Source organism: Chryseobacterium ginsenosidimutans (assembly GCF_039536845.1).
Classification (GTDB): domain Bacteria; phylum Bacteroidota; class Bacteroidia; order Flavobacteriales; family Weeksellaceae; genus Chryseobacterium; species Chryseobacterium ginsenosidimutans_B.
On sequence record NZ_BAAAZJ010000010.1, the window covers coordinates 838,276 to 863,011 of the forward strand.

The 24,736-nt window shown below is 35.4% G+C and carries 14 protein-coding genes; 7 read left to right on the forward strand and 7 right to left on the reverse strand.

Going from position 1 to position 24,736, the window contains the following annotated elements; genetic code table 11:
• Positions 1-54: 54 nt before the first annotated feature.
• The 3 genes from ABD745_RS15720 to dnaE all read right to left on the reverse strand — a co-directional run bounded on the left by ABD745_RS15720 (position 55) and on the right by dnaE (position 12,916).
• Entirely contained in the window at positions 55-2,283 is a 2,229-nt protein-coding gene (locus ABD745_RS15720) for a GEVED domain-containing protein (protein WP_344831982.1), read from the reverse strand.
• A gap of 344 nt (positions 2,284-2,627) precedes the next feature.
• Positions 2,628-7,787 carry a T9SS type A sorting domain-containing protein gene (locus tag ABD745_RS15725; RefSeq protein ID WP_344831985.1) on the reverse strand — a complete coding sequence of 1,720 codons (5,160 nt, stop codon included), beginning with the start codon at positions 7,785-7,787 and terminating at the stop codon, positions 2,628-2,630.
• A 455-nt stretch (positions 7,788-8,242) separates the two neighbouring features.
• Positions 8,243-12,916, reverse strand: coding sequence for a DNA polymerase III subunit alpha (gene dnaE / locus ABD745_RS15730; protein WP_344831988.1), 4,674 nt, complete (start codon positions 12,914-12,916; stop codon positions 8,243-8,245).
• A gap of 225 nt (positions 12,917-13,141) precedes the next feature.
• Between dnaE and ABD745_RS15735 the strand changes: the two genes are divergently transcribed.
• Together ABD745_RS15735 and ABD745_RS15740 are read left to right on the forward strand one after the other, a co-directional pair.
• The gene (locus ABD745_RS15735; protein WP_344831991.1) at positions 13,142-15,214 is read left to right on the forward strand and encodes an alpha-ketoacid dehydrogenase subunit alpha/beta; all 2,073 of its coding nucleotides are present in this window, start codon (positions 13,142-13,144) and stop codon (positions 15,212-15,214) included.
• Between the two features lie 97 nt (positions 15,215-15,311).
• The gene (locus ABD745_RS15740) at positions 15,312-16,346 is read left to right on the forward strand and encodes a bestrophin family protein (RefSeq protein ID WP_344831993.1); all 1,035 of its coding nucleotides are present in this window, start codon (positions 15,312-15,314) and stop codon (positions 16,344-16,346) included.
• Positions 16,347-16,349: 3 nt separating this feature from the next.
• Here the strand turns inward: ABD745_RS15740 and ABD745_RS15745 are convergent, their stop codons facing one another.
• A complete protein-coding gene (locus ABD745_RS15745; RefSeq protein WP_344831996.1) occupies positions 16,350-16,808 on the reverse strand; it encodes an Lrp/AsnC family transcriptional regulator in 459 nt (152 codons plus the stop codon).
• A 155-nt stretch (positions 16,809-16,963) separates the two neighbouring features.
• Here ABD745_RS15745 and ABD745_RS15750 point away from each other — a divergent pair, with 155 nt between their 5' ends.
• Positions 16,964-18,190: an aminotransferase class I/II-fold pyridoxal phosphate-dependent enzyme gene (locus tag ABD745_RS15750; protein WP_344831998.1), complete on the forward strand. Its 1,227-nt coding sequence runs from the start codon at positions 16,964-16,966 to the stop codon at positions 18,188-18,190.
• A 47-nt stretch (positions 18,191-18,237) separates the two neighbouring features.
• Here the strand turns inward: ABD745_RS15750 and ABD745_RS15755 are convergent, their stop codons facing one another.
• A complete protein-coding gene (locus ABD745_RS15755) occupies positions 18,238-19,242 on the reverse strand; it encodes a glycosyltransferase family 2 protein (protein WP_344832000.1) in 1,005 nt (334 codons plus the stop codon).
• 393 nt (positions 19,243-19,635) lie between these two features.
• On the opposite strand from ABD745_RS15755, the gene ABD745_RS15760 reads away from it, so the two are divergent.
• The 3 genes from ABD745_RS15760 (at position 19,636) to ABD745_RS15770 (ending at position 22,902) form a co-directional block, all read left to right on the forward strand.
• Positions 19,636-19,932 carry a GIY-YIG nuclease family protein gene (locus ABD745_RS15760; protein WP_344832001.1) on the forward strand — a complete coding sequence of 99 codons (297 nt, stop codon included), beginning with the start codon at positions 19,636-19,638 and terminating at the stop codon, positions 19,930-19,932.
• 1,115 nt (positions 19,933-21,047) lie between these two features.
• A complete protein-coding gene (locus ABD745_RS15765; RefSeq protein ID WP_344832003.1) occupies positions 21,048-22,055 on the forward strand; it encodes an SDR family NAD(P)-dependent oxidoreductase in 1,008 nt (335 codons plus the stop codon).
• A gap of 40 nt (positions 22,056-22,095) precedes the next feature.
• Positions 22,096-22,902, forward strand: a complete 807-nt coding sequence (locus tag ABD745_RS15770; RefSeq protein WP_344832004.1) for a helix-turn-helix domain-containing protein — start codon at positions 22,096-22,098, stop codon at positions 22,900-22,902.
• 259 nt (positions 22,903-23,161) lie between these two features.
• On the opposite strand, the gene ABD745_RS15775 is transcribed toward ABD745_RS15770, so the two are convergent.
• The gene (locus ABD745_RS15775) at positions 23,162-23,929 is read right to left on the reverse strand and encodes a GLPGLI family protein (RefSeq protein WP_344832006.1); all 768 of its coding nucleotides are present in this window, start codon (positions 23,927-23,929) and stop codon (positions 23,162-23,164) included.
• A 51-nt stretch (positions 23,930-23,980) separates the two neighbouring features.
• Complete coding sequence (locus ABD745_RS15780; RefSeq protein WP_344832007.1) at positions 23,981-24,187, reverse strand: hypothetical protein; 207 nt, start codon at positions 24,185-24,187, stop codon at positions 23,981-23,983.
• Between the two features lie 154 nt (positions 24,188-24,341).
• Between ABD745_RS15780 and ABD745_RS15785 the strand changes: the two genes are divergently transcribed.
• Positions 24,342-24,710, forward strand: coding sequence for a helix-turn-helix transcriptional regulator (locus tag ABD745_RS15785; protein WP_344832009.1), 369 nt, complete (start codon positions 24,342-24,344; stop codon positions 24,708-24,710).
• The last annotated feature ends 26 nt before the right edge of the window (positions 24,711-24,736 follow it).

A 24,736-nucleotide genomic window follows, 5' to 3' on the forward strand; every position in this document is an offset into this window, starting at 1 on the left:
AAATAGCGACTAATAAATTAGCCGCTATAATTATCTATAATTAATTATTAAAAATTATTTTTTAATTGTTTTTATCGTTTGCTTAGAACCATCTTTCATTTCTAAAATTAATAGATACATTCCTTGTTTCAATTCTCCTAATTGAAGAGATGAAGAAGGGCTTGCAATTATTTTTATTAATCTTCCGGAAACGTCTGTTACCAAAACATTTTTAACATTCTTAATATCAGAAATATTGACTACATCAGAGAATGGGTTTGGATAAGCTTTGATATTGTTTTTAGTGTCTTTTACTTCATTTGTTGCTAAAACAGTTGAATCATAAGCAGAAACTTGGAATTGCCCATCAAATACACTACTATTACTCCATCTCCAAACACTTATTAATAATGTAGCTCCTGGAGTCTGACCTGTTAAAACTAATTTAGAAAAAGCTCCATCTCCGCCATCGTCATCGCAACCTACACCTGTTAAAGCCCCACAACTTCCTGAAAATACATTGACAACCGAATCCGTATATGGTGAGCCTGAAACAGCGTTAGTTTCAATAGTTAGATTTCCTGAAGCCGGAACCACTACCGAATACCAAACATTATTGTTTGAATTTGACTGGCAAGATAATGGTGTTTCGTCTGTTGTAGATCCAATATTTGAAGCTACGATCGCATTTGATGCAAATGAAGTTCCTACTGTTAAAGGTAATGGAGAACTACAATTGTCATTTGTAATAGCAGTAGAAAACATGTAAGGACCTGCCCAAGCACTTTTATCAGTTGTAGTACAGCTTGATCTTATCCACACATAATACGTTGTAGAAGATGTAAGACCTGACAATGTTTTAGAAGTTCCGCTAATATTTGAATAATTAGGAGTACTTGTAGAAGTTGGAGTTGTACTGCTTGTACTGTAATAAAGATCATAACCATTTGCAGGTGCTGTTGCAGGTGCTGTCCAAGAAACATCTGCCCCACTTGTTGTAATATTGGTAATTGTACCCGCAGTAGGAGCTACGCAACTTGGAGGCGTAACTACATTAAGTGTATAGTCTACATAATTTCCATATGCAGAAGGACCACAGCTTGTAATAGCTCCAGATTCTGATTCACCAATTCTTACTCTGTAAGAACCTAAAGCCTGAGCAGCAGGAATTGTAATCGTTCCAGAATTAGCGGCGGAATAAGTAGTTGTTGCTAATACAGTTTCTCCCGCATCGTCAAAATCTAAATCATTATTCCAATCTACCCAAATATAGAAATAACATGTTGAAGAATTAGAGTTTGCCAAAGAATAATTAAACGTTCCTCCCGGATAACTTGAAAAAGTCGTTGCAGAATTATTCACATAAGCCGAGTAAGAACTTGCTGAGTATGACAAGTTAGTAAGAGCTCCGGTTGTACTGATGGTTTTCAGATAATAAGAAGTAGAACCTGTTCCTCCTGTTGGCACACAATATCCCGTAACAAAAGTTCCTGCTTGAGACCAAGCACTCTTATCAGTAGTAGAACAAACAGATCTTACCCAAATATAATACACTGTATTACCTATCAAACCACTTAAGCTTTTATTTGCAGTAGCAGAAGTTCCCGTCGCAGGTGTTGCTGCAGTTGGGCTTGTACTGGATGTTGATAAATAATATTCGTATCCCGATCCCGGTACCGAAGTTGGTGCTGTCCAAGATATATCAGCAGATGCCAAAGTAATATTTGATGCTGTAGGCACTGAAGGCGGCAAACATGAAGGCGCTGCCCCCTGAGAAACCGTCACATCATCAAAATAAACATAATTATCCGAAGTGGACAATCCAGATTTGGCTTCAAATCTTAAATAAACATTCCCAGAAGCGGGCAAGCCAGAAATGGTAGCTGTTTTAGTGGCACAAGATGCAGAAACAACGTGTGTACTGCTGTCAATTGTATAAGCGGTAGTCCAAGGACCAGAAGTAGAAGTTGACCACTGTAAATTAATCACTCCAAAGTCTGCAGAAGTTGCTCCTGTTGTATTAGCAGAATACTGCGTAACCTTATAAGAAAAACCAACAGTAAGATCACCACCGTTAGTTCCTGTAAGTGCTGGAGAGACAAGGTAAGAAGATCCGGCATAATAATTATTTGCCCTTACGCTTCCTGCTCCATTACAAGGTGTTGTTGTACTTCTGCTAAAAGAACCTGAACCACTTGTAGTCCAGGAACCTAAGCCTGTAACATCCCACCCGTAGGTGTAAGAAATTTGCGCAGATGCTCCTATTCCAAAAGCCATCATACACGCTAGTAAAAGTTTTTTCATTCTTAGTAAAATAAAATTAGGATTATAAATTTACAAATCAATTTGCATTAAAAATTCAAAATCACACAAATATTCAAACTTAAACAAACTTAAATCTTATTTTATTGAATTATCTAAAATAAAACTCACCTTTTATTGAAAAATTAATAATTAAAATAAATTACTTAATGTATTATAATCCAATAACTTAATAATTTATCAACATTGTATGATTTATTCTTTAATTTCAATCTTAAACATTTATATTATTAAAAAATTAACTATTCAATGCATAATAATAAATAAAAAAAATAGCGGCTAAATTTTAGCCGCTACTATTATTTCAAATAAAATCTATTTAGAAATTATCTTTTGATTGCTTTAAATGCTTGTCTAGAACCATCTTTCATTTCTAGTATAACTAAATACATTCCTTGTTTCAATTCTCCCAATTGAAGAGCAGAAGAAGGATTTGCAATAGTTTTAACTAATCTTCCTGAAATATCAGTTACTAAAACATTCTTAACATTGGAAACATCAGATATATTCAATGTATCATAGAATGGGTTAGGATAAACTTTTATTCCTTTTTCTTTAGATATTGTTTCGCTCGTACCAAGTGTAGAAGATATTTCTGCATAAGACAGAAAACCTGTATAACTAGCAGATGCTAATGCAGTAGTAGATTGTGTGGTATTTGGTGTACCAGCAGCATAAGTACCTGTAGTACCAAATAAACTATCATACATTCCACTTGCAGTTGGTGCAATTACTGGGAAATTAACATTTGTAATTGCATTATCTCCCAATCTTACATTAATTGTTGAGAAAGTACCAGATACTAAAGGTGCTTCCCATCTTCTTGTTGTAGATAAATTTTGGATCGTAGCAGATGCTGTTCCTGAATTAGAATCAAATGCTTCTGCCTTCATATTAGCAACTGCAGTAGTTGCAGGAGATAGCCAAATTGGCGCATAAGCCGTTTTTCCAACCGGATAATGAATATAACTTGTATTGGAATTAGCAATAGTTCTGGCAAAAGGTCCAGTAATATATGCCGTACTTGATCCACCCGATAGAGTTCCGGCAGCTGTTACTGTTCCCAATGTCAATAAATTAGTAGAAGTTGTATTTACTTTTCCTGCTGTCAGTGTTAAAGTTCCACTTACCGATAACGGTACATTCAATGTAACTCCAGCTGTACCTGTATTGTTTACTGTTAAACTATTTAAGCTGGCAGTAGGAGACGCAGTTAAATTTCTGAATACACCACTCCCTGAAATAGTTTGAGCATTTGTTGATGCAGAAACAGTTAAAGTAGTAGATGTAGCAGATGTAGCATCTGCAAAAAAAACTGTCACTAAATTTGTAAATGTACCATTATTTATAATATTCCCTGAAAAATAACTTGCTCCAGTAGTTGCATTAGTTCCTGAATTTCTAAATTCTGCACCAGGGTTAATAGTTAAATCTCCATTAATTACAAAATTATAATATGTTCCATTAATTAAAAAGAATCTATTTGATCCTCCAGTAACAGTCTCTAAAATAACATTCTTAAATTTAAAAATTCCTGTTCCAGCCCAACCGTAAAAATAAAATCCATTAGTTCCTCCACTATCTGTAGAGATTCCATCACCAAATTTAAACGTATGTGTTCCCGTAGCTGAAATTGCTCCTGCTGTAGGAGCTGACACTCTGAAAGTCTCAGTAGTACTATAATGTGGATCTACAATGGTAAAAATCCCTCCCGTAAGATTAATATCTGTATTAGCAGTTGGAGCAAAATATACAATATATGTTCCAGAAGCCACACTTCCTATAGCTGAACCTGCATTGTTTCCATCTACGGAAATATTACCTCCACTTTGATTGAATGTAGCTCCTGAATTAATTGCTATATTCCCATTGATATTTAATATTCCTCCTGAAACAGTCAATGTTCCGTTGTTTGTAAGGAAATTATTGTTCAATGTACAACCTACTGTTAAATCTCCTGAAGCATTCACTAAAGTTCCTCCTGCATTAATTGTAACATTTTTAGATACGTTTCCTGCAGAGTTTACGGTTACTGTAGTACCCGCTGCAATTTGCACTACATCTGTACAAGTAGGCACTGTTCCTTTGTTCCAGGTAGCAGCAGCACTCCAATTGCCATTTGCTACAGATACAAAAGGAATATCCGAAGCTGCAATACCTAAGTAATAAGTGTCAGCCAAATTAGCCAATGGTACAGCTGTTCTTTGTGCATTTACATAAGTTGTTCCTGTCTGGTGTGTTCCAAAAGCTGGAGCTGCTGCTAAAGTAATCCTGCTGTTTCCATTAGCAGCACCATAAATATTTTGTCCGTTTATTGCCATACTATAAGTAGGCGTTCCTGTAATCCCTGATTGTGAAACAATCCAATTAGATTTTGCTTGAGTATCTACAGTATAAGCTCCGTCTACAATGCTTACAGCATTTGTTCCTGCAACATCATTGTATTGTACTGCAATTTTTCCACCAGTTGTAGCAGCAGCACTTTGATACAAATACATGTTTCTAGCCGCAAATGCAGTGCTTGTTCCTGTTGCAAATGGGTAAACTCCAGCTCCCGTTGCAGCTGTTGTTGTTGATGCAGCAATACTTGCACCAGTAGCCGTAGTGGTTGGCCACCATCTTGCAAAAGTGCTACCTGTACTAAAGCCACCTGCAGTATATGATAAAGTTCCGTTAGAAGTAGCTGAAGTTCCTAAAATAAAAGTATTAGCACCTGTATTTACAAAACCTGTAGTCATCGTTAAAGTTCCTGAAACTGTCCCGATATTTGTACCATTTAACAATGAATTTGCATTAGAGAAAGTAACTCCTGTTGCAGACGAGTTGTTAATTGTCATACTGGTAAAGTTAGCTGTAGGCGATGCTGTTAAGTTTCTGAATACTCCTGAACCACTTATTGATTGAGCAATAGTTTGTGCAGTTACTGTTGGACCTGATATATTAGCTTGAGCTACCTGTCCAAAAGTCAATATTCCTGTATTAGTTAAAGTACCATTATTAACAATGTTTCCTCCAATGATTTGAGCTGTTGTACCTCCTCTGTATTCTCCTGCAGTTACGGTTAAATCTCCATTAACAATTACTGTTGTAGAACTTGATACTACAAAAGCATTTGCAGAAGCCAAAGTATTAACAATAACATTACCAAAATAAAATCTGGTTCCTAATGCAGTTTCGAAACCTTTAGTACTGTTTGCAACTGTTGAAACACCATCTCCAAATTGAATTGTATGTGATGTAGTAACATTAGGAAAAGGGCTTGCTGTAGGCACATACGTTAATACTCTGTCAGCAGTTGCTGTACCAATATGACCCGCAACAAAAGTAATTTTACCTCCTGTCAAATTAAGGGTATTACTTTGAAACCATAACAAAGGCGTTCCTGTTAATACAGAAGTACCTACTGTACCACTGTTACCATCTATTTTAATATCTCCGGCTGATTGAGTAAATGTAGAGCCTGATGCATTATTAATATTACCATTAACAATAACACTACCTCCTGAGACATTCATTGTACCATTATTAGTAATGTAATTATTCTTATTAGTACAACCTACAGCAATAGAACCTCCTGTAACTGCTAAAGTTCCCCCTGAATTAATGATAACATTATTTGGGGTTGCCGTTGTAGAAGAAGATACAGTAACTGTATGCCCAGAAAGAATACCTGCAGTAGCACAAGAAGGTACTACTCCACCTACCCATGTACTTGCGCTTTCCCATGGTCCTGATTGTGCGGATTCTATAGGATTTTCTGACGAAATCGAACCTAACGTATAAGTAGCTGCTATATTTGCAGCGGGTATTGCAGTTCTTTGCCCCATAGGCTGGTTTGTACCTGCCTGGGCAGTCCCTACCAATGTTCCATTGTTTAATACTGCAATATTTGCAATAGTGGGTGTTGTATAAGTTCCTTGCCCTTGAATTGCAAGAGTATGTGCAGCAGAGGAAGCATATCCTGCAGAAGTAGTTACTACCCAATTAGCATTCGTTTGCCTGTCATAGGTTGATGAATTTTCGGTTACAGGGGTTATTGCAGAAGTACCCGTAGCACCGTTGAACTTAACTGCCATTTGACCTGCTGTAGTTAAGGCTGCTGTAGCTCTGTGAAAATGGTCAGCATTGTAAGACCCTGAATTCCCCGTCACAAAAGGATAAGTACCTGCACCTGGGGTTGGAACCGTAGCTGTCGCTATAGTAGTCCCCGATCCAGTGGTTCCATACCATCTGCTAAAAGTAGAGCCTGAACTGAATCCCCCTGCAGTATAAGACAATGTACCTAATGTTGTACCTGATACTCCCAATACAAATGTATTAGAACCTGTATTGATGACTCCATTAGTAAGTGTTAAAGTTCCTGAAACAGTACCTGTGTTTGTTCCACTTAATAATGAGTTCGCATCAGAAAAAGTTACTCCTCCAACACTCGGATTATTAATTGTCAAATTGGTAAAATTTGCTGTGGGAGAAGAAGCTGCATTTCTAAATACTCCTGTCCCTGAAACTGTTTGAGCATTTGTAACTGTAAAAGCAGCATTACTACCCAATACTAATGCAGAAGTTGCGGAAGATCCAAGAGTTGTAAGTATTCCATTGTTTAGAATGTTTCCTCCTACTGCAAAAAGACCCAATGTATAAATTTGTCTAAATTCAGAACCTGTATTAATTGTCAGGTCTCCTTTAATGTGACAACCAAAACTTGTAGAATTGTTATTAGATGCTGCTCCCCAACGACCAGTTACCGCACCTCCATTGACTATTAAATTCTGAATAGGAGCATAACCACTTGAATACGTTTCTACAACAAAACCATCTGTATTTCCTGGAGTAGTACTGATTCCATCCCCTAAAATAAAAGTGTGTGTTCCTGAAAAATATGTTGTCCCAGCTGTTATTCCAATATTTACAGACCTGTTTGTTCCTGTAGAAACAGTATAAGTATTAACTGCAGGATCTACAATAGTTATTGTACCCGCAGAACAATTAGGTGTACCTCCTGTAATATTAAATAAATGTGTCCCTGTAGGTACTGAAGAAGCCGCTGTATTATTATCATTACCATCTAATACTATACTTCCTCCAGTTTGATTAATAGCACCAGAAGTCATAGAAAAATTACCATTTAAAGTAATGTTTCCTGTACCTGATAAATTTAATGTTCCTCCAGCAACCAATAAAGTACTATTATTACCTGTACTTCTTGCTACCGTAAGCATATTTGCTGCAACAGTTAAACTTCCAGTATTAATGGTAAGCTGTCTGACTGAAGCATTTCCGGGAAGTGTCATTGCGGAAGCATTTTGAATAACAAAATTGTCCGCATTGCTAATAGAACCAGGGGACGTGCCCGTCCCATCAGTATTGGTTCCCCACGAAGCCACATTTGTAAAATCCGTGGCCGAGGCTTTAGAATAATACGTGGTCTGTGCTTTCATTGTTGCAAAACTGCAAATCAATAAGAGCCAAAGATAAGTTTTCTTCATAAATAGTAAAAATTAAAATTAGGTGATGTAAAAGTATAAATAAAATTCAATTTAATTAACCAAAAATTCACAAATAATTAACATTCAACAACAAAAAGAAGAATTTAATACACTTTTATTAAACAATCATTTGAATAATTACCATAATCACAATTTATAAATATTTATAACACATTGTTTATTAATCAGTTGCTTTATACTCACAAATGTTTGAATTACAACACCATACAACTTAACATAAAATATTTATAAAAAAAGAGACTGTCTTTTTGAGACAGTCTCTATAAAATGAACTAATTAATTTCCCGTAGTGTAATATAATATAAAACTTCACTTAACATAATAAATAAAGTTACATCGAAGTTTTTTTTAAAGTGATTATAACTCTTATCAGACTTGTATTGGTTTTTGAGCGTTTATAATCACTTTAAATTTAAACTAAGCTTTTAAAATCCTTAATTCAGATAAAATTCATATTTATTGAGCAATTGAATTTCTTTAATCAGATCACCATTCAAATTAACCGAATGTTTCATTGACTGCACTTCTAAATGCTCAGTTTTAGAATCTTCATCGACATTTTTTATATAAAATTTCAGTTTTTGATTTCCCTGGTTTCTTTCCAAAACTGTTCTGAAAAAGGCCAAATCTTCCGGTCTGAAATCCATCACATCCATCACTAAAGAAATACTTTTGGCAAATCTTTCAAAAGCCTCCTGAAGCTCAATTACTTCATTCACATTCACAAAAACACGTCCGTCTTTTACCTGAGCAAATTTTATTTTTAAAATAACAAATCTCTGAACTTCAAGCTTTTCCTTCAACTTCATATAATCCCGGTCTCCCAACCTGAAAGAATACGATCCCGAATAGTCTTCCAACGTGACAAAAGCTACCTTTTCACCACTTCTGAAACCATCTTTTACAACATATTCTGTAATCAAGCCAGCAACTGTATATTCTTTTCCGCCACCTCCATTTTCTCTTTCTTTTTGCAACGTTTTCCAGTCTTTTTTCTTTTCTTCAAACAATTCTTCCTGCTTATTCGCAAAAGCCTGTTCTTTATAGGCATCGACCTCATCCAGATTCAAAAAGTGGAAAACGCCTTTCGGTTCTGCTTTTTTCTTAACTTCTTCAATAATTTCTTCTTCGCCGACTTCCAGATCATCAGAAACAATTTCTATAAGATCTGCCACTTCATCCACAGAATCCTTTTCTAAAATCGGAATTTCATCTATAATTTTTTCGTCCTGATCCTTTTCCAGAACGGCATTTTTAGAAAGCTGTCCCTGCATAAACTGATACTGAAATTTAAACTCATCTAAAGGATGTGCAGAAAGATAGAAACCTATAATTTCTTTTTCTTTATTAAGTTTATGCATGTTTGGCCATTCCGGACAAGGTGCTAATTTGGGCTGTTCGATCTGAACTTCTTCCGCAAAATCTGCAAAAAGAGAATGTTCCATCTCATTTTTACTCTCCTGAAAGCTTTGTCCGTATCTGATCAATCGTTCCAAATTGGTTCTTCCTGCCATATCAATATCGAAATACTGACCTCTGTGGAAAGAATCCAGTTCGTCAAAAGCTCCTGCCAATACTAAACTTTCAGATACTCTTTTATTCATTTGAGAAGGTAAAATCCGCTCAAAGAAATCGTATATATTTTTAAATCTTCCGTTGGCTCTCTCTCTCGTAATCGCTTCACTCGGACCTTCTCCAATTCCTTTAATCGCTCCCAATCCAAAACGAATCTGCCCTTTTTCGTTTACCGAAAATTTGTATTGAGATTCATTTACATCAGGACCCAAAACATCAACTCCGATACTTTTACAATCTTCCATGAACATGGTAATAGATTCAGTATTATTAATGTTATTACTCATAACACTTGCCATATATTCTGCAGAATAATTTGCTTTTAAATAGGCTGTCTGATAAGCAATTAAAGCATAACAGGTTGAGTGAGATTTGTTGAAGGCATATTCCGCAAAAGCTTTCCAGTCATTCCATATTTTTTCTAATCTTTCCTCATTAAGATTATTTTTTCTTCCTCCTTCAATGAATTTAGGATACATTTTGTTCAGAACGTCGATCTGCTTTTTACCCATCGCCTTTCTCAGTGTATCGGCTTCACCTTTTGTAAAGTTTGCCAGTTTTTGGGATAAAAGCATTACCTGCTCCTGATAAACGGTAATTCCGTAGGTTTCCTTTAAATATTCTTCGGTTTCAGGTAAATCGTAGACAATTTCCTCGATTCCGTGTTTTCTGTTAATAAAGTTCGGAATATATTTAATCGGACCAGGTCGATAAAGGGCATTCATGGCAATAAGATCGGCAAAAACCGTCGGTTTAAGCTCTCTCATATACTTTTGCATCCCCGGACTTTCATACTGGAAAATCCCTACCGTTCTTCCTTCCTTAAATAATTGATACGTTTTTGCGTCATCAAGTTCAATATCGTCGGGATTAATGTCAATTCCATGTCTGGCTTTCACCAATTTTAAAGCATCTTTAATAATGGTCAAAGTTCTCAGACCTAAAAAGTCCATTTTCAGAAGACCCGCACTTTCCGCCACCGAGTTGTCAAACTGCGATACCAAAATATCGGCATCTTTTGCCGCAATTGTCACAGGAACCAGATTACTCACATCTTCAGGTGTAATAATCACTCCACAAGCGTGAATTCCGGTGTTTCTGATACAGCCTTCCATTTTTTTGGCACTCGACAGTACATCGTGACGCTGATCATCCGGGGTATTAAGAACATATCTCATTTCATCAACGAGCATCTGTTCTTCGGGTTTTAATTTATCATATTTTGCTAAAGCTTTCGCTATATTCATTCCCGGACTTGGAGGAATCAGTTTAGTAATATTAATTGTGTCCGGAATCGGTAAATCCAACACTCTTCCAGCATCTTTAATTGCCGATTTTCCACCCAAAACTGAGTAAGTGATAATTTGCGCGACCTGATTTTTACCATATTTTTCAACTACCCATTTGATAATTTTATCTCGACCTTCATCATCAAAATCAATATCAATATCGGGCATCGAAACCCTCTCAGGATTCAGGAATCTCTCAAAAAGGAGATCGTATTTAATAGGATCAACATTGGTAATTCCAATCGTATAAGCAACGGCGGAACCTGCTGCAGATCCACGACCCGGACCAACCCAGACGCCCATATTTCGGGCTTCGTTACAGAAATCCTGTACAATCAAAAAGTAACCGGGATAACCTGTGTTGGCAATTACATCCAATTCAAAATCAAGACGTTCCTTAATTTCATCTGTAATTCCTGTTGCAGCATATCTTTTTTTCGCACCTTCATAGGTTAAGTGAGTAAGATAAGCCATTTCACCACGTTTTCCGCCATCAATTTCATCTTCGGCATGAATAAATTCTTCAGGGATATCAAATTTCGGAAGTAAAACGTCTCTTTTTAAAGTATAAGGTTTAAATTTCGCTGTAAATTCTTCATAAGCATCAAAAGCATCCGGATAAGCCAGAAAAGTTTCCTTGATTTCATGAGAATTTTTCATATAATATTCACCTGTTGCCAAACCTCTTCTTTTTCCGAAGCCTTTTCCGACAGGTGTCGTTAATTTTTCACCGTCTTTGATACAACTTACAATATCCTGAATATTAGAATCGTCTTTATTGGAATAAAAAGTTTCGTTCTGAGCTAAAATTTTAACATTATATTTATCTGCAAAATGCAGTAAAACATCATTTAAATGTTCTTCTTCAGGCAGTTTATGATTTTGGATCTGAACATAAAAATCGTCTTCAAAAGTATCTTTCCACCACTTGAAAAGCTCCTCCCCTTTCTGTTCACCGGTATTTAAAATCGCATCGGGAATATCTCCCAGAATCCCCGAAGTTAAAGCGATAAGCCCTTCTTTATATTCAGCAATCAATTCTCGGCTGATTCTCGGAACTCCAAAATAAAATCCCTTTAAAAAACCGATACTTGAAAGTTTTGCCAAGTTTTTATATCCATTAAAATCCTTCGCCAGCAAAACAACCTGCGTTCTTCTGTCTGGATCGTCTTTTGTAAACTGCTTCTGCTCGTAACGGTCAGAAATATAAAATTCGCAACCCACAACAGGAATCAATGGTTCTGAAACCGGTTCTTCTTCATTGAATTCTTCGCCGTTTTCTTCTGCTTCCTGTTTTTTTGCTAAATATTCTTTATGTTTTTTCGCCCTGTCTCCATTTGCTCCTTCAACTGCAGAAACGAATTTGAAGGCACCCATCATATTTCCTAAATCCACCATTCCGACGGCAGGAAAATTATCATCAGTAGCTTTTTTAATCAGATCATTAATGCTTGAAGTTGCCGTTAATGTTGAAAAAACACTGTGATTATCAAAATTGAAATATCTTCCAAGATCAATATCATCAATACTTCCGACATCGGATTGTTTTTTCTTGTTGTTAAAGTCTGCAACCTGTCTCCGGATAACAATTCCGAAAGGTTTAATCGGATCCGGATGAAGCGTTTTGAAATAGGCAAGCTGATCTTCCGAAGTTTTCAAAATTTCAGCAGGAATCACCCCGATTCTCATCATTTCGAAGAAAACCTGAGCGGTTGCATTTACGTCGGCTGCTGCGTTGTGGGCTTCATCAAACTTATGACCGTATAATTTTTCGTATAATTCTTCCAGTTTCGGAGACTTGTATTTGCCTCCACGACCTCCTCCAAGTTTACAATAGTCCGTACCCAAAATCATGGTATCGGCTTTTGGTTTTTCCTGAAGATTGTCTTTTATATTTTTTCGGTAAAATTCTGCGCCTACAATATTGTAATCAAACTCAACATTGTGCCCGGAAACTACTCTTACTCGATCTAAAACTTTAGCAAATTCATTTAAAATTTCTTCAAGATCACGACCTTCCTCATTGGCAATTTTCGTTGTAATCCCGTGAATTCTCGCAGCATTAAAGGGAATATCATATCCTTCAGGTTTTATAATATAATCCTGATTTTCGATCAAAGTTCCGTCATCATCATGCAACTGCCACGCAATCTGTACCATTCTTGGCCAGTTGTCTGAGTCTGAAAGCGGAGCGTTGAAATTCTTTGGTAAACCTGTGGTTTCTGTGTCAAAAACTAAATACATGTAACTTTTTTCAGCTTTTAATTAAAAGAGAATGTAAAGTTACTTCAATTTTTTGTCTTTTGAAATTAGTTTTATAAATCATTCCGAATCACAGCATATATATTGGAGTATCTTAAATTAACTTTAACCCAATTATCTCAATGAAAACTCAATGAAAATCATTCAATTACCCCAAAAACACTAACGATTGTTAGTATTTTGATTTTTTGTTTATCTTTGCTTTCTATGGAAAATACACTTCACGAGAAAGTTTCACAGGACATTTTGCTTAAGGCCTACAACCACATGATGCTTGCAAAAGCTATGGCAGACATTTACGAAGAAAACAGAAATGTTACAAAATATGTTCATAGTACATCAAGAGGTCATGAAGCCATACAGTTGGCAACAGCTTATCAGTTAAAAAAAGAAGACTGGGTTTCTCCTTACTACAGAGACGAAAGTATTCTTTTGGGAATCGGTTTCGAACCTTATCAATTGATGCTGCAGTTATTGGCAAAAGCTGATGATCCTTTTTCCGGAGGCAGATCTTATTATTCTCACCCTTCAAGCAGAGATGAAGACAAACCAAAAATCATTCATCAGAGTTCGGCAACAGGAATGCAGACTATTCCGACGGCTGGAGTTGCTCAGGGAATAAAATATATTCAGGATTTTAATTTACAACAATTTGAAAACAATCCGGTTGTAGTTTGCAGTCTTGGAGACAATTCGGTAACAGAAGGTGAAGTGAGTGAAGCACTTCAGTTTTCAGCGTTGCATCAGCTTCCGATCATTTTCCTTGTTCAGGATAATGAATGGGGAATTTCTGTAACGAAAGAAGAAGCAAGAACTTGTGATGCCTACGATTTTGTGGCTGGTTTCACTGGTCTAAGCAGAATGAGAGTGGACGGAACCGATTTCATTGAAAGTTTCGAAGTGATGAAAAAAGCGGTTGATTTTGTAAGAACTGAAAGAAAACCTTTAGTTGTCTGTGCAAAAACAGTGTTGATTGGTCACCACACTTCCGGAGTAAGAAGAGAATTTTACAGAGATGAGGAAGATTTAACGAAGCACAGAGCAAAAGATCCGGGAGAAATCCTTAGAAATCAATTGATTGAATCTGGAGTTGATGAAGAATTATTAAAACAAATTACTAAAAAAGCGCGTTTTGAAGTTGAAGAAGCTTTCGAAAGAGCTCAAAAAGCTGAAGACCCGAAACCTGAAACGGTGATGCAACATATTTTCGCTCCGACTCCGATTACGGAAGAAGTGGGAACCCGTGAACCTGAAGGTGGAGAAAAAATCGTAATGGTTGATGCAGCCATTCATGCGATTCAGGAGATTATGTGGAAACATCCTGAAGCTTTGTTGTACGGACAAGATGTTGGAGAAAGAATCGGTGGGGTTTTCCGTGAAACGGTGACTTTAGGAAAGAAATTCGGAAGTAAGAGAGTTTTCAATACAGCGATTCAGGAAGCATATATTATTGGCTCTACAACAGGGATGAGTGCAGTTGGTTTGAAACCAATTGTTGAAGTGCAGTTTGCAGACTATATCTATCCGGGAATCAATCAGTTGATTACGGAAATTTCAAAATCAAGTTATTTAAGCCAGGGTAAATTTCCTGTAAGCAATATCATCCGTGTTCCGATCGGAGCTTACGGAGGTGGCGGTCCTTATCACAGTGGAAGCGTTGAAAGTATTTTAGCGAATATTAAAGGGATTAAAATCGCTTATCCAAGTAATGCGGCAGATTTCAAAGGATTATTAAAAGCTGCTTACTACGATCCGAATCCGGTGATAATGTTGGAGCATAAAGGTCTTTACTGGAGTAAGGTTCCGGGGACTGAAGATGCAAAAACAATCGAACCTGCAGAAGATTACATTTTACCTTTCGGAAAAGGAAAAGTAATTATCGAAGCAAACAAAGAGGAGACTGAAAAAGGCAGAACTTTATTGGTGGTAACGTACGGAATGGGCGTTTATTGGGCTAAAGAAGCTGCGAAAAACTTTAACGGAAGAGTTGAAGTTATTGACTTGAGAACATTAATTCCTCTTGATGAAGAACTGGTTTTCGAAAGAGTAAAAGCTCACGGAAAATGTATCGTTTTAACAGAAGAGCAGTTAAATAATTCATTCGCCGAAGCCTTTGCGCACAGAATTTCGAAGAACTGCTTCAAATATCTTGATGCCCCGGTTGAAACAATGGGATCTTTGGATACTCCGGCTGTTCCGATCAATTTAATTCTGGAAAAAGAGATGCTTCCAAACGCAGAAAAACTTTCCGCAAAAATTGAAGAAATGCTGAAATATTAATCAGATAAAAAATATAAGACCTCTAAAATATTTTAGAGGTTTTTTGTGTCTTGTTGTTAATTTTTAATAACTTGGATTACAAATTTCAGGAACACTTATGATCACTACAAAATACGTCAATTACAAACAGGTTCTTAATCTATCGGGAATTCATCTGATCTGGATTTCAATTTGGTGCACATTGATTGCTATTTTATTTCACTTTTTTCATTGGGAATGGATGATTATTCCTTGGGTTCCGGTGGCGTTAATCGGTACTGCTGAGGCATTTTTGGTTGGTTTCAAAAACAATCAGGCATACGACAGACTTTGGGAAGCCAGAAAAATCTGGGGCGGAATTGTGAATTCAAGCCGATCGTTCGCTTCAATGGTCTATGCTTTTAATACAGAAAATGAAGACATAGGAACTTTTGACCTTCAAGACCGAAGAAAGAAAATCGTTTACCGACATATTGCCTGGTTGTACGCTTTTCGTGAACAGCTTTTGGTTCCAACGGAATGGGAACACATCAGCGCTGAGGAAGAGCATTCACATAACAACATTAATCAAAGACGTAACAGATTGATCAAAGCAGGATTTCCTGATTATGGGAGAACTCCGATTTTTCTTAATAAATATCTTTCGGAAGAGGAAGCCGAGCTTCAGTCTCACTATAAAAATTTTGCAACTTACCTGATTTCTCAACAGGCAAAAGATGTGAATGAATTAAAAAATCTTAAAGCTATTTCAGATTTCAATCAAACTCAGCTGCAGACATGTTTAAATGAATTCTACGGATTTCAGGGACAGGCAGAAAGAATCAAAAAGTTTCCTTCTCCAAGACAGTTTGCAAGCACTGCATTTGTTTTTAATGTTCTTTTTATTATGCTGCTTCCGTTAGGTTTGGTGAGCGAATTTGCAAAATTGGGAGATTGGGGAATCTGGACATCCATTCCGTTTTGTATCACAATTGGCTGGATCTATATTATCATGGAATTGGTGGGAGATTATTCTGAAAATCCTTTTGCCGGATTGATGTTCGACGTTCCCATACTTTCGATTTGCAGAACGATTGAGATTGATCTTCTTCAAATGACAGGAGAGACTGATCTTCCCGATCCGATTGCTTCTAAAAATGGAGTTTTAATGTAAAAATTACAAAACAATTGCCGTCGTATTTTTCACCTCAGAAATCATAAAAGAACTGTGAGTGCTTGAAATATGCTGCAATGTCGTGAGCTTTGACAACATAAAATTCCGGTAATCTTCCATGTCTTTTACACCGATTTTTAGGATATAATCGTAATCTCCGCTCACATGAAAACATTCTGTAACTTCCTGTAAGTTCATCACTTCTTTTTCAAACTGAAGAACGTATTCTTTTTTATGCTGTGTTAATTTCACATGACACAAAACAATAAAATCTCTGCTGATTTTATGTCGGTCAAGAATCGCAACGTATTTGGAAATCACCCCTGTATTTTCCATTTTTCTGATGCGCTCATAAACAGCCGTAACTGATAATCCTAACTTATAAGACAGTTCTTTGGTAGTTTGTTTTGAATCTTCCTGTAAAAATAAAAGCAGTTTTTTATCGATTTCGTCGAAGGTCATAGATAAATTTTTGTTAAAAGTTTACGATTTCCAAATATAATAAACTTTATTTCTATTAAATCAAAGTTAAATAGATTTATATTCTAATAAATTAAATTTATGTTGTAATAATTCTGCAATTAATTCAAATTTAGCAGACAAAAATCTAAGTACATATGAAAGACTTTAATGCTGCAAACGAAATTCAGGATCTACAATATTTCGGGGAATTTGGTGGAGTAAATCCATCTATTTCAGACAGTTCTACTTATACTTTCCTTTCTGCAAAAACAATGTTTGATACCTTTGAAGGCAATGCAGACGGATGTTATCTTTATTCTAGACATTCTTCACCGATGAATCTGTATCTTTCACAGGCATTGGCAAAACTGGAAAATACTGAAACAGCCAATGTTACCGCTTCAGGAATGGGAGCTATAACTTCCGTATTGATGCAGGTTTGTAAAAGTGGAGATCATATTATTTCCAGCAGAACAATTTACGGCGGAACGTTTGCTTTCTTGAAAAATTTTCTCCCTCCATTCAATATAGAAACGACTTTTCTGGATATCAACAATTTTGAGTCTATTGAAAATTCAATACAGGAAAACACAAAAATTATATATTGCGAAAGTGTGAGCAATCCTCTTTTGGAGGTTTCAGATTTGAGAAAATTGTCAGAAATCTGTAAAAAACACAACTTAAAACTGATTGTTGACAATACTTTTTCGCCACTTTCCATCTCACCAACTTTATTGGGAGCAGATGTTGTGATTCATTCTTTAACGAAGTTTATTAACGGAAGCAGCGATACGGTAGGCGGAGTTTACTGTGGAACCCAGGAATTCATTAATGATACAAAAAATGTAAATACTGGAGCTTGTATGTTGTTGGGACCAACAATGGACAGTCTCCGCTCTGCAAGTATTTTGAAAAACCTGAGAACGCTTCACATCAGAATGAAGCAGCATAGCCACAACGCCATGTATTTGGCAAAAAGATTTGAGCAAGATGGTTTAAAAGTTTCTTATCCAGGATTAAAATCCCATAAAAATCATGAATTAATGAAAAGCATAATGCATGAAGAATACGGATTTGGTGGACTGTTAACTTTAGATGCAGGAACTACCGATAAAGCCAATGAATTAATGGAAATGATGCAGCAGGAAAATCTGGGTTATCTGGCGGTAAGTTTAGGATTTTACAAAACTTTATTCTCTTGCTCAGGAAGCTCAACTTCGTCTGAAATACCTGAAGAAGAGCGAGAAGCAATGGGAATTTCCGATGGATTGATCAGGTTTTCAATCGGTTTGGATCATGACATCAAGCGAACTTATGAAAAGATGAGAGAATGCATGCTAAAAACAGGTGTTCTCAGCCATGAAGCTATCTCTATATTCTAATTATTGTTAATAAAAGCTGTTGTTGATTCGACAGCTTTTGTTTTAAATTAATTTTTATGAAAATGTTTTGGGAAAGCATCTTCCGGTTTCATTCTGAAAACATTTAATAAAATCCATGATTTCAAAAAGCCGTATCCGTAAGAAAACATTTGGATATAGGTGGAAATTACCGCCATTCCGGCAATACTTATATTTTTAGTAACAAATAAGGCATGGAAAAGTACCATAAAAGTATACAAACCATAAAAAGCCAGAATAATTCCTCTTCCTAAAATAAAATACTCCAAAAATCCCATTATGTAACCTAACATGAACAATGTAGGAAAAGCAAATGAAATTTTCACATAATTCGGATGTCTCTGGTTAAGAATCGGTCTTGCACAACCGAACTGGTAGACTTGTTTTGAAAACTTTCCGAAGTCTACCCTACGTTTGTGATATACTGCAATGGTATCAAAAAAAGCCGTCGTAAAACCATTCTCCCAAAGTGTCATCGATAAATCAGGATCCTCTCCTATTCTCATTTCAGAAAAACCGCCGACTTTTTCGAAAACTTCTTTTTTCACTCCCATATTAAAACTTCTGGGCTGGAATTTTGAAACCGCTTTTTTATTTCCACGAATTCCTCCCGTTGTAAAAACTGACGTCATAGAATAAGAAATCGCTTTCTGCATCAAATTAAACCCCTTATGCGCTTTATCAGCTCCACCAAAAGCATCACAAGGAATTTCAACAATGCTCTTTTTAATATTTTCGATATAATCTTCTTCTACAATCACGTCGCTGTCCACAAAAACCAGCCATTCGTTTAAAGCTCTTTTTGCTCCGTAATTTCTTGATAAACCCGGTCCGGAATTATCTTTTCGGAAATATTTTATGCTTAAGAATTCTTCAAATTTTGCAATAGTAGGTTTTAAATCAATTAAAGAACCATCATCCACAATAATGATTTCAAACTCTTTATCTGTCTGTGCAGTGAGAGAAGTCAGGAGTTCGAAAAGCTCGTCTTTACGATTAAAAATAGCAACGATGATGGAAATTGTAGGTTTCAAATCTGAAAATTTTTCAAAATTACTTATTCACGGATGAATGCGCAAACTTGTTTTGTAATAATTAAACGGAAAGAATAATAAAATAATATTTGAAGTTTAAATTATCTTCTTTGGTATTTTATTGGACAATCCTTCGAGAACCTCAGGATGACATTGCGAATACTAATTGTTTATTTCTAAAAAATTCAATAGTTCAAAATTACACACGCTGTCAGGCTGAGGCTCTCGAAGCCCTATTAAAAAATCCTTCGAGAGCCTCAGGATGACATTGCGAATACTAATTGTTTGCTTCTATAAAAATTCAATAGTTTAAAATTACACACTCTGTCAGGCTGAGGTTCTCGAAGCCCTATTTCAAAAAAATTATTATTTTTAACCAAATAAAAACACAACATGAAACAATACTACGTTTACATTCTTAAATGTTCCGACAATTCCTATTACACAGGTGTTACAAACAATATTGAACAAAGATTACAATATCATCAAGAAGGGATCAGCCCCGATTCGTATACCTACACAAGAAGACCAGTTGAGGTAGTTTTTCATACAGAATTTAATGATGTTAATCAAGCGATAGCTTTTGAAAAACAAGTAAAAGGCTGGAGTAGAAAAAAGAAAGAAGCCATTATTAATGATGAATGGGAAAAACTTCCCAATCTTTCTAAAAGAAGAACTCCTAATAAATAAATCCTTCGAGAGCCTCAGGATGACAGCACGAATACTAATTGTTTGATTTAGTAAAAATTCAATACCTTAAATTACACACGCTGTCAGGCTGAGGTTCTCGAAGCCTTATTCAAAAGATCCTTCGAGAGCCTCAGGATGACATTGCGAATACTAAATGTTTATTTCTAAAAAATTCAATAGTTTAAGAAATTACACACGCTGTCAGGCTGAGGCTCTCGAAGCCTTATTAAAGATCCTTCGAGAGCCTCAGGATGACATTGCGAATGCTAATTGTTTGATTTAGTAAAAATTCAATAGTTTAAAAAATTACACACGCTGTCAGGCTGAGGCTCTCGAAGCCCTATTAAAAAGATCCTTCGAGAGCCTCAGGATGACATTGCGAATACTAATTGTTTGATTTAGTAAAAATTCAATACCTTAAATTACACACGTTGTGTCAGGCTGAGGTTCTCGAAGCCTTATTCAAAAGATCCTTCGAGAGCCTCAGGATGACATTGCGAATGCTAATTGTTTGATTTAGTAAAAATTCAATAGTTTAAAAATTACACACGCTGTCAGGCTGAGGCTCTCGAAGCCCTATTAAAAAGATCCTTCGAGAGCCTCAGGATGACATTGCGAATGCTAATTGTTTGATTTAGTAAAAATTCAATAGTTTAAAAAATTACACACGCTGTCAGGCTGAGGCTCTCGAAGCCCTATTAAAAAATCCTTCGAGAACCTCAGGATGACATTGCGAATACTAATTGTTTGATTTAGTAAAAATTCAATAGTTTAAAATTACACACGCTGTCAGGCTGAGGCTCTCGAAGCCTTATTAAAGATCCTTCGAGAGCCTCAGGATGACATTGCGAATACTAATTGTTTGCTTCTATAAAAATTCAATAGTTTAAAAAATTACACACTCTGTCAGGCTGAGGTTCTCGAAGCCTTATTCAAAAGATCCTTCGAGAGCCTCAGGATGACAGCGCGAATACTAATTATTAATTAAATCTGATTGGATAATCAATTTAAATCCAAACTGAAACTTTAAACAAAACAAATTGACATTTTAAACAAAATCAAAAATTCATTCCCACCATAACTTTGTCTCAACAAAATTTTAAAACAATTTAAAAATGAGACTTAATAATTTACAACAACCGATCAATTCTGGGTTTAATGCACATTCAACAGCTCAAGAAGTCATTAGCGGAATTGATCTTACAGGAAAAATTGCAATCGTTACAGGTGGTTATGCCGGAATTGGTTTGGAAACAACAAAAATATTGACAGAAGCAGGTGCAACCGTGATCGTTCCTGCAAGAGATCTTGAAAAAGCAAAGAAAAATCTTGAAGGAATTCAAAACATTGAAATTGAAAAACTGGATTTAATTGATCCTAAATCCATTGATGCTTTTGCTGAAAAGTTCATTTCTTCCGGCAGAAAATTAGATTTATTGATTAACAACGCCGGAATTATGTGGGTTCCTTTAAAAAGAGACAGCCGAGGAATTGAATCACAGTTGGCAACGAATTATTTGGGACAGTTTCACCTTACTGCAAAATTATGGGAAGCTTTGAAAAAAACCGATGGAGCAAGAATTATTAATGTATCTTCTTACGGACATCAGATGTCCCCTTTCGATTTTGAAGATCCGAATTTCGAAAACAGAGAATATCAGACTTTATTGGGTTACGGACAGTCGAAAACGGCGAGCAATTTATTTGCTGTTGCTTTGGATGAAAGAACAAAAAAATTCAATGTGAGAGCTTATTCTTTGCATCCCGGTTCTGTTTACGGAACAGATTTGGGCAGAGAAGAGCCGATCGATTTGTTTATTCAGATGGGAACTCATAACGAAAACGGAAAAATAAAACCTGAAGTGGAAGCCAAATTAAAAACCATCCCGCAAGGTGCTGCCACAACGGTTTGGTGTGCTACCAGTCCGATTCTTGAAAATATTGGCGGTGTTTATTGTGAAAACTGTGATATTGCAGAAATCGACAACGGACAAATTGAGCACAGATATGATGAGCCATCAACAATCAGAGGAGTTCAGTCTTATTCTATCGATCACGAAAATGCAGAACGCCTTTGGAAATTGAGCGAAGAAATGATTGGTATAAAATTCAATGTAGAGTAAATTTGTTTTCATTAAATTTATTCCTGAAAATGAGCTAAAAATGGATTTTCAAATTAAATATATCACACCCGATATCAAACTTTCAACGTATGATGACAAGCTTTTCAAAACAGAAACGGTTTTCGAATTTCATATGCTGGTTTGGTTTATTTCCGGAGAAACGAAAATCATTCAGGCTGATAAATCTTATCTTTTTAAAGCCGGTGATATTTTTCTGATTCCGAGAAATCATTTGGCGACGATCATTAATTATCCAAAAGACGGACTTCCGCACAAAGCTGTTGTAATGCATCTTACGAAAGAATTTTTGAAAGATTTTTATTCCAATATTGAGATTAAGGAAAAAAACATTCGTGAGGAAGTAAAAATTCACAGTTTCGACAAACATCCTTTACTGGAAAGCTGTCTCGCTTCATTGATTCCTTATTTTGATATGAAAGATTCTCTTCCTGAAAATATTGCAGCTTTAAAAATCACCGAAGCTATCAGTATTTTAAGGGAAATAGATAAAAACATCGACTCAGTTCTTGCCGATTTTAATGAACCCGGAAAGATTGACCTCATCAATTTCATGGAGAAAAATTATATGTTCAATATGTCTCTGGAAAGATTCGGATATTTGACAGGGAGAAGTTTATCTACTTTTAACAGAGATTTCAGGAAAATTTTTCAGACGACACCTCAACGTTGGCTTACCCAAAAGCGGCTGGAACTGGCATATTATCATTTAATTGAAAAAAATAAAAAGCCGTCGGATGTTTTTATGGAAGTCGGTTTTGAGGATCTTTCGCATTTTTCTTTTGCTTTCAAAAAGCAGTATGGTTTTGCGCCGTCTTTAGTAAAATAGAAAAATAGAGACTGCTTACTTTTTGAAACAGTCTCTATTTATTGTCTTTTCTTTTAGATCCGGTAAATATCAACTCTAAAAGATCAAGAACAAGATCTATAAAATCAAATGCATTCCAAGACATAATTGGGGTTTTGGTAAAAATAGAAATTAATTTGAAGATCTTTCACATTTTTCTTTTGCTTTTAAAAACAGTATGGTTTCGAGCCGTTATTGATGAAATGAAATAAAGTTAAAATTCTATTATTAAAATGAAGTTTTACTCAAAAGGCTTTAGTTCTAATGGATTATTAAACATTTTTTTCCTCTTATCTAAAAGAGATTGGTAATATTTTCTTTCCTCTGCATTTATCTCTAGCCCAGGAAAAGCTAAAAATGTATTTTCTAAATTATATTTAGCTTTTAAATATTTGTCTTTTGAATAATCTTTGAACGCGGAAAGGCTGAAGGTAAAATCATCTGTAAACCTTTCGATCTTTGTCAATGTGAAATGATAATCATCTCTCGTATCATACAGTTCAAATATCAATCCCGGTAAACCTGTAAATTTATATGGTCCCAAAGATTGAGGATAATCTTTAGAAAAATAGGCAATCCATCTTCTGCCATATTTATTAGTCGCTGCCATTTGACACTTTACACCATTTATCATTTTAGTTTCCGCATATAGAACCCACTTCAGATTTACTTTTTCTTCATAACGAATTTTATCTTCTCCATATCTAAAAAAAATATTTGTATTTCCTTCGGTTTTTATTAATCTTTCCTGAAAATAATCACTTACTGTTTGTAGGTCTATTCCTGCTTTTGCTTTATACTGACCTGTATCATTAAGATAATTTTGACCCGCAGCAAAATAATAATCCTGAGAATTTCCAACTAATACAAATTTTTGAAATTGTTGAAATTTTTCACCGAATTTTAATGATGAGTCATAATTTACCCTTATAGTAGGGTTAAAATTTATTTTTTGCCCGAAAATGTGTAAAGAACAAATCGTTAAAAATAAAATAATTTCTTTTTTCATGCTTCTTATATTTGAATAAAGGGCGGAAAAAATTCCCGCCCAAATCTGATATTAAGGATTGATTGTAACATGTGGGCTTGTACCACATTCAAGAAGGTTGATTGCTGCAATAGCATCTGCCATTTGTTGATAAGTTGCACTATCTGAAAATGTAGTATAATGTTTCACACCACAAGTAGACATCCACACCGCTTGAGTTCTCGCAAATGCCATAACAGAAATTCCTATCATAGCACAAAATAAAATTTTCTTTTTCATTTCTTTGTTTTAGAATTGTTAATAAATTATTTTCATTAAAAGTATTTCCGGATAACTTTGTTGCAAATCTATATCCCTAGCTTCTAAAAACCAAATAAAAATTATTCGAATTTATTCGCATAATTTTGTTTTATATTTGTAAAAAAAATTATCTATGATAAAGGAAAAATTAATACGGGCAAGAAAAGAAAAAAATTTTTCTCAGCAAGATATAGCTGAACATCTGAAAATAAGCCAAACTCATTATTTACGCAAAGAAAAAGGCGAAGTTGAAATTAGAGATGACGAATGGGAACGCATTGCAAAATTATTGAATGTGGAGATTGATGATATAAAACAAACAGAGAAAGAGAATTCAATAAACCAGAACTTTGAAAATAATTCGGGCAATTATATTGGTAGTAATAATGTTTATTGCAACGTTCCTGAATATTTACTTGAAAATCAACAGGAATATATCAATTTATTGAAAAAAGAAATTCAGGAATTGAAGGGAAGAATTTCAGAATTGGAAAAAAAATAAAAAACCTTCCGTAAACAGGAAGGTTT

Bases quoted from the DNA above. Each gene is read 5' to 3' on its own strand.
- ABD745_RS15740 (WP_344831993.1), top strand. From the start codon at position 15,312: ATGATCACTACAAAATACGTCAATTACAAACAGGTTCTTAATCTATCG.
- ABD745_RS15750 (WP_344831998.1), top strand. From the start codon at position 16,964: ATGAAAGACTTTAATGCTGCAAACGAAATTCAGGATCTACAATATTTC.
- ABD745_RS15780 (WP_344832007.1), bottom strand. From the start codon at position 24,187: ATGAAAAAGAAAATTTTATTTTGTGCTATGATAGGAATTTCTGTTATG.
- ABD745_RS15765 (WP_344832003.1), top strand. From the start codon at position 21,048: ATGAGACTTAATAATTTACAACAACCGATCAATTCTGGGTTTAATGCA.
- ABD745_RS15725 (WP_344831985.1), bottom strand. From the start codon at position 7,787: ATGAAGAAAACTTATCTTTGGCTCTTATTGATTTGCAGTTTTGCAACA.
- ABD745_RS15775 (WP_344832006.1), bottom strand. From the start codon at position 23,929: ATGAAAAAAGAAATTATTTTATTTTTAACGATTTGTTCTTTACACATT.
- ABD745_RS15720 (WP_344831982.1), bottom strand. From the start codon at position 2,283: ATGAAAAAACTTTTACTAGCGTGTATGATGGCTTTTGGAATAGGAGCA.
- ABD745_RS15770 (WP_344832004.1), top strand. From the start codon at position 22,096: ATGGATTTTCAAATTAAATATATCACACCCGATATCAAACTTTCAACG.
- dnaE (WP_344831988.1), bottom strand. From the start codon at position 12,916: ATGTATTTAGTTTTTGACACAGAAACCACAGGTTTACCAAAGAATTTC.
- ABD745_RS15760 (WP_344832001.1), top strand. From the start codon at position 19,636: ATGAAACAATACTACGTTTACATTCTTAAATGTTCCGACAATTCCTAT.
- ABD745_RS15735 (WP_344831991.1), top strand. From the start codon at position 13,142: ATGGAAAATACACTTCACGAGAAAGTTTCACAGGACATTTTGCTTAAG.
- ABD745_RS15745 (WP_344831996.1), bottom strand. From the start codon at position 16,808: ATGACCTTCGACGAAATCGATAAAAAACTGCTTTTATTTTTACAGGAA.
- ABD745_RS15785 (WP_344832009.1), top strand. From the start codon at position 24,342: ATGATAAAGGAAAAATTAATACGGGCAAGAAAAGAAAAAAATTTTTCT.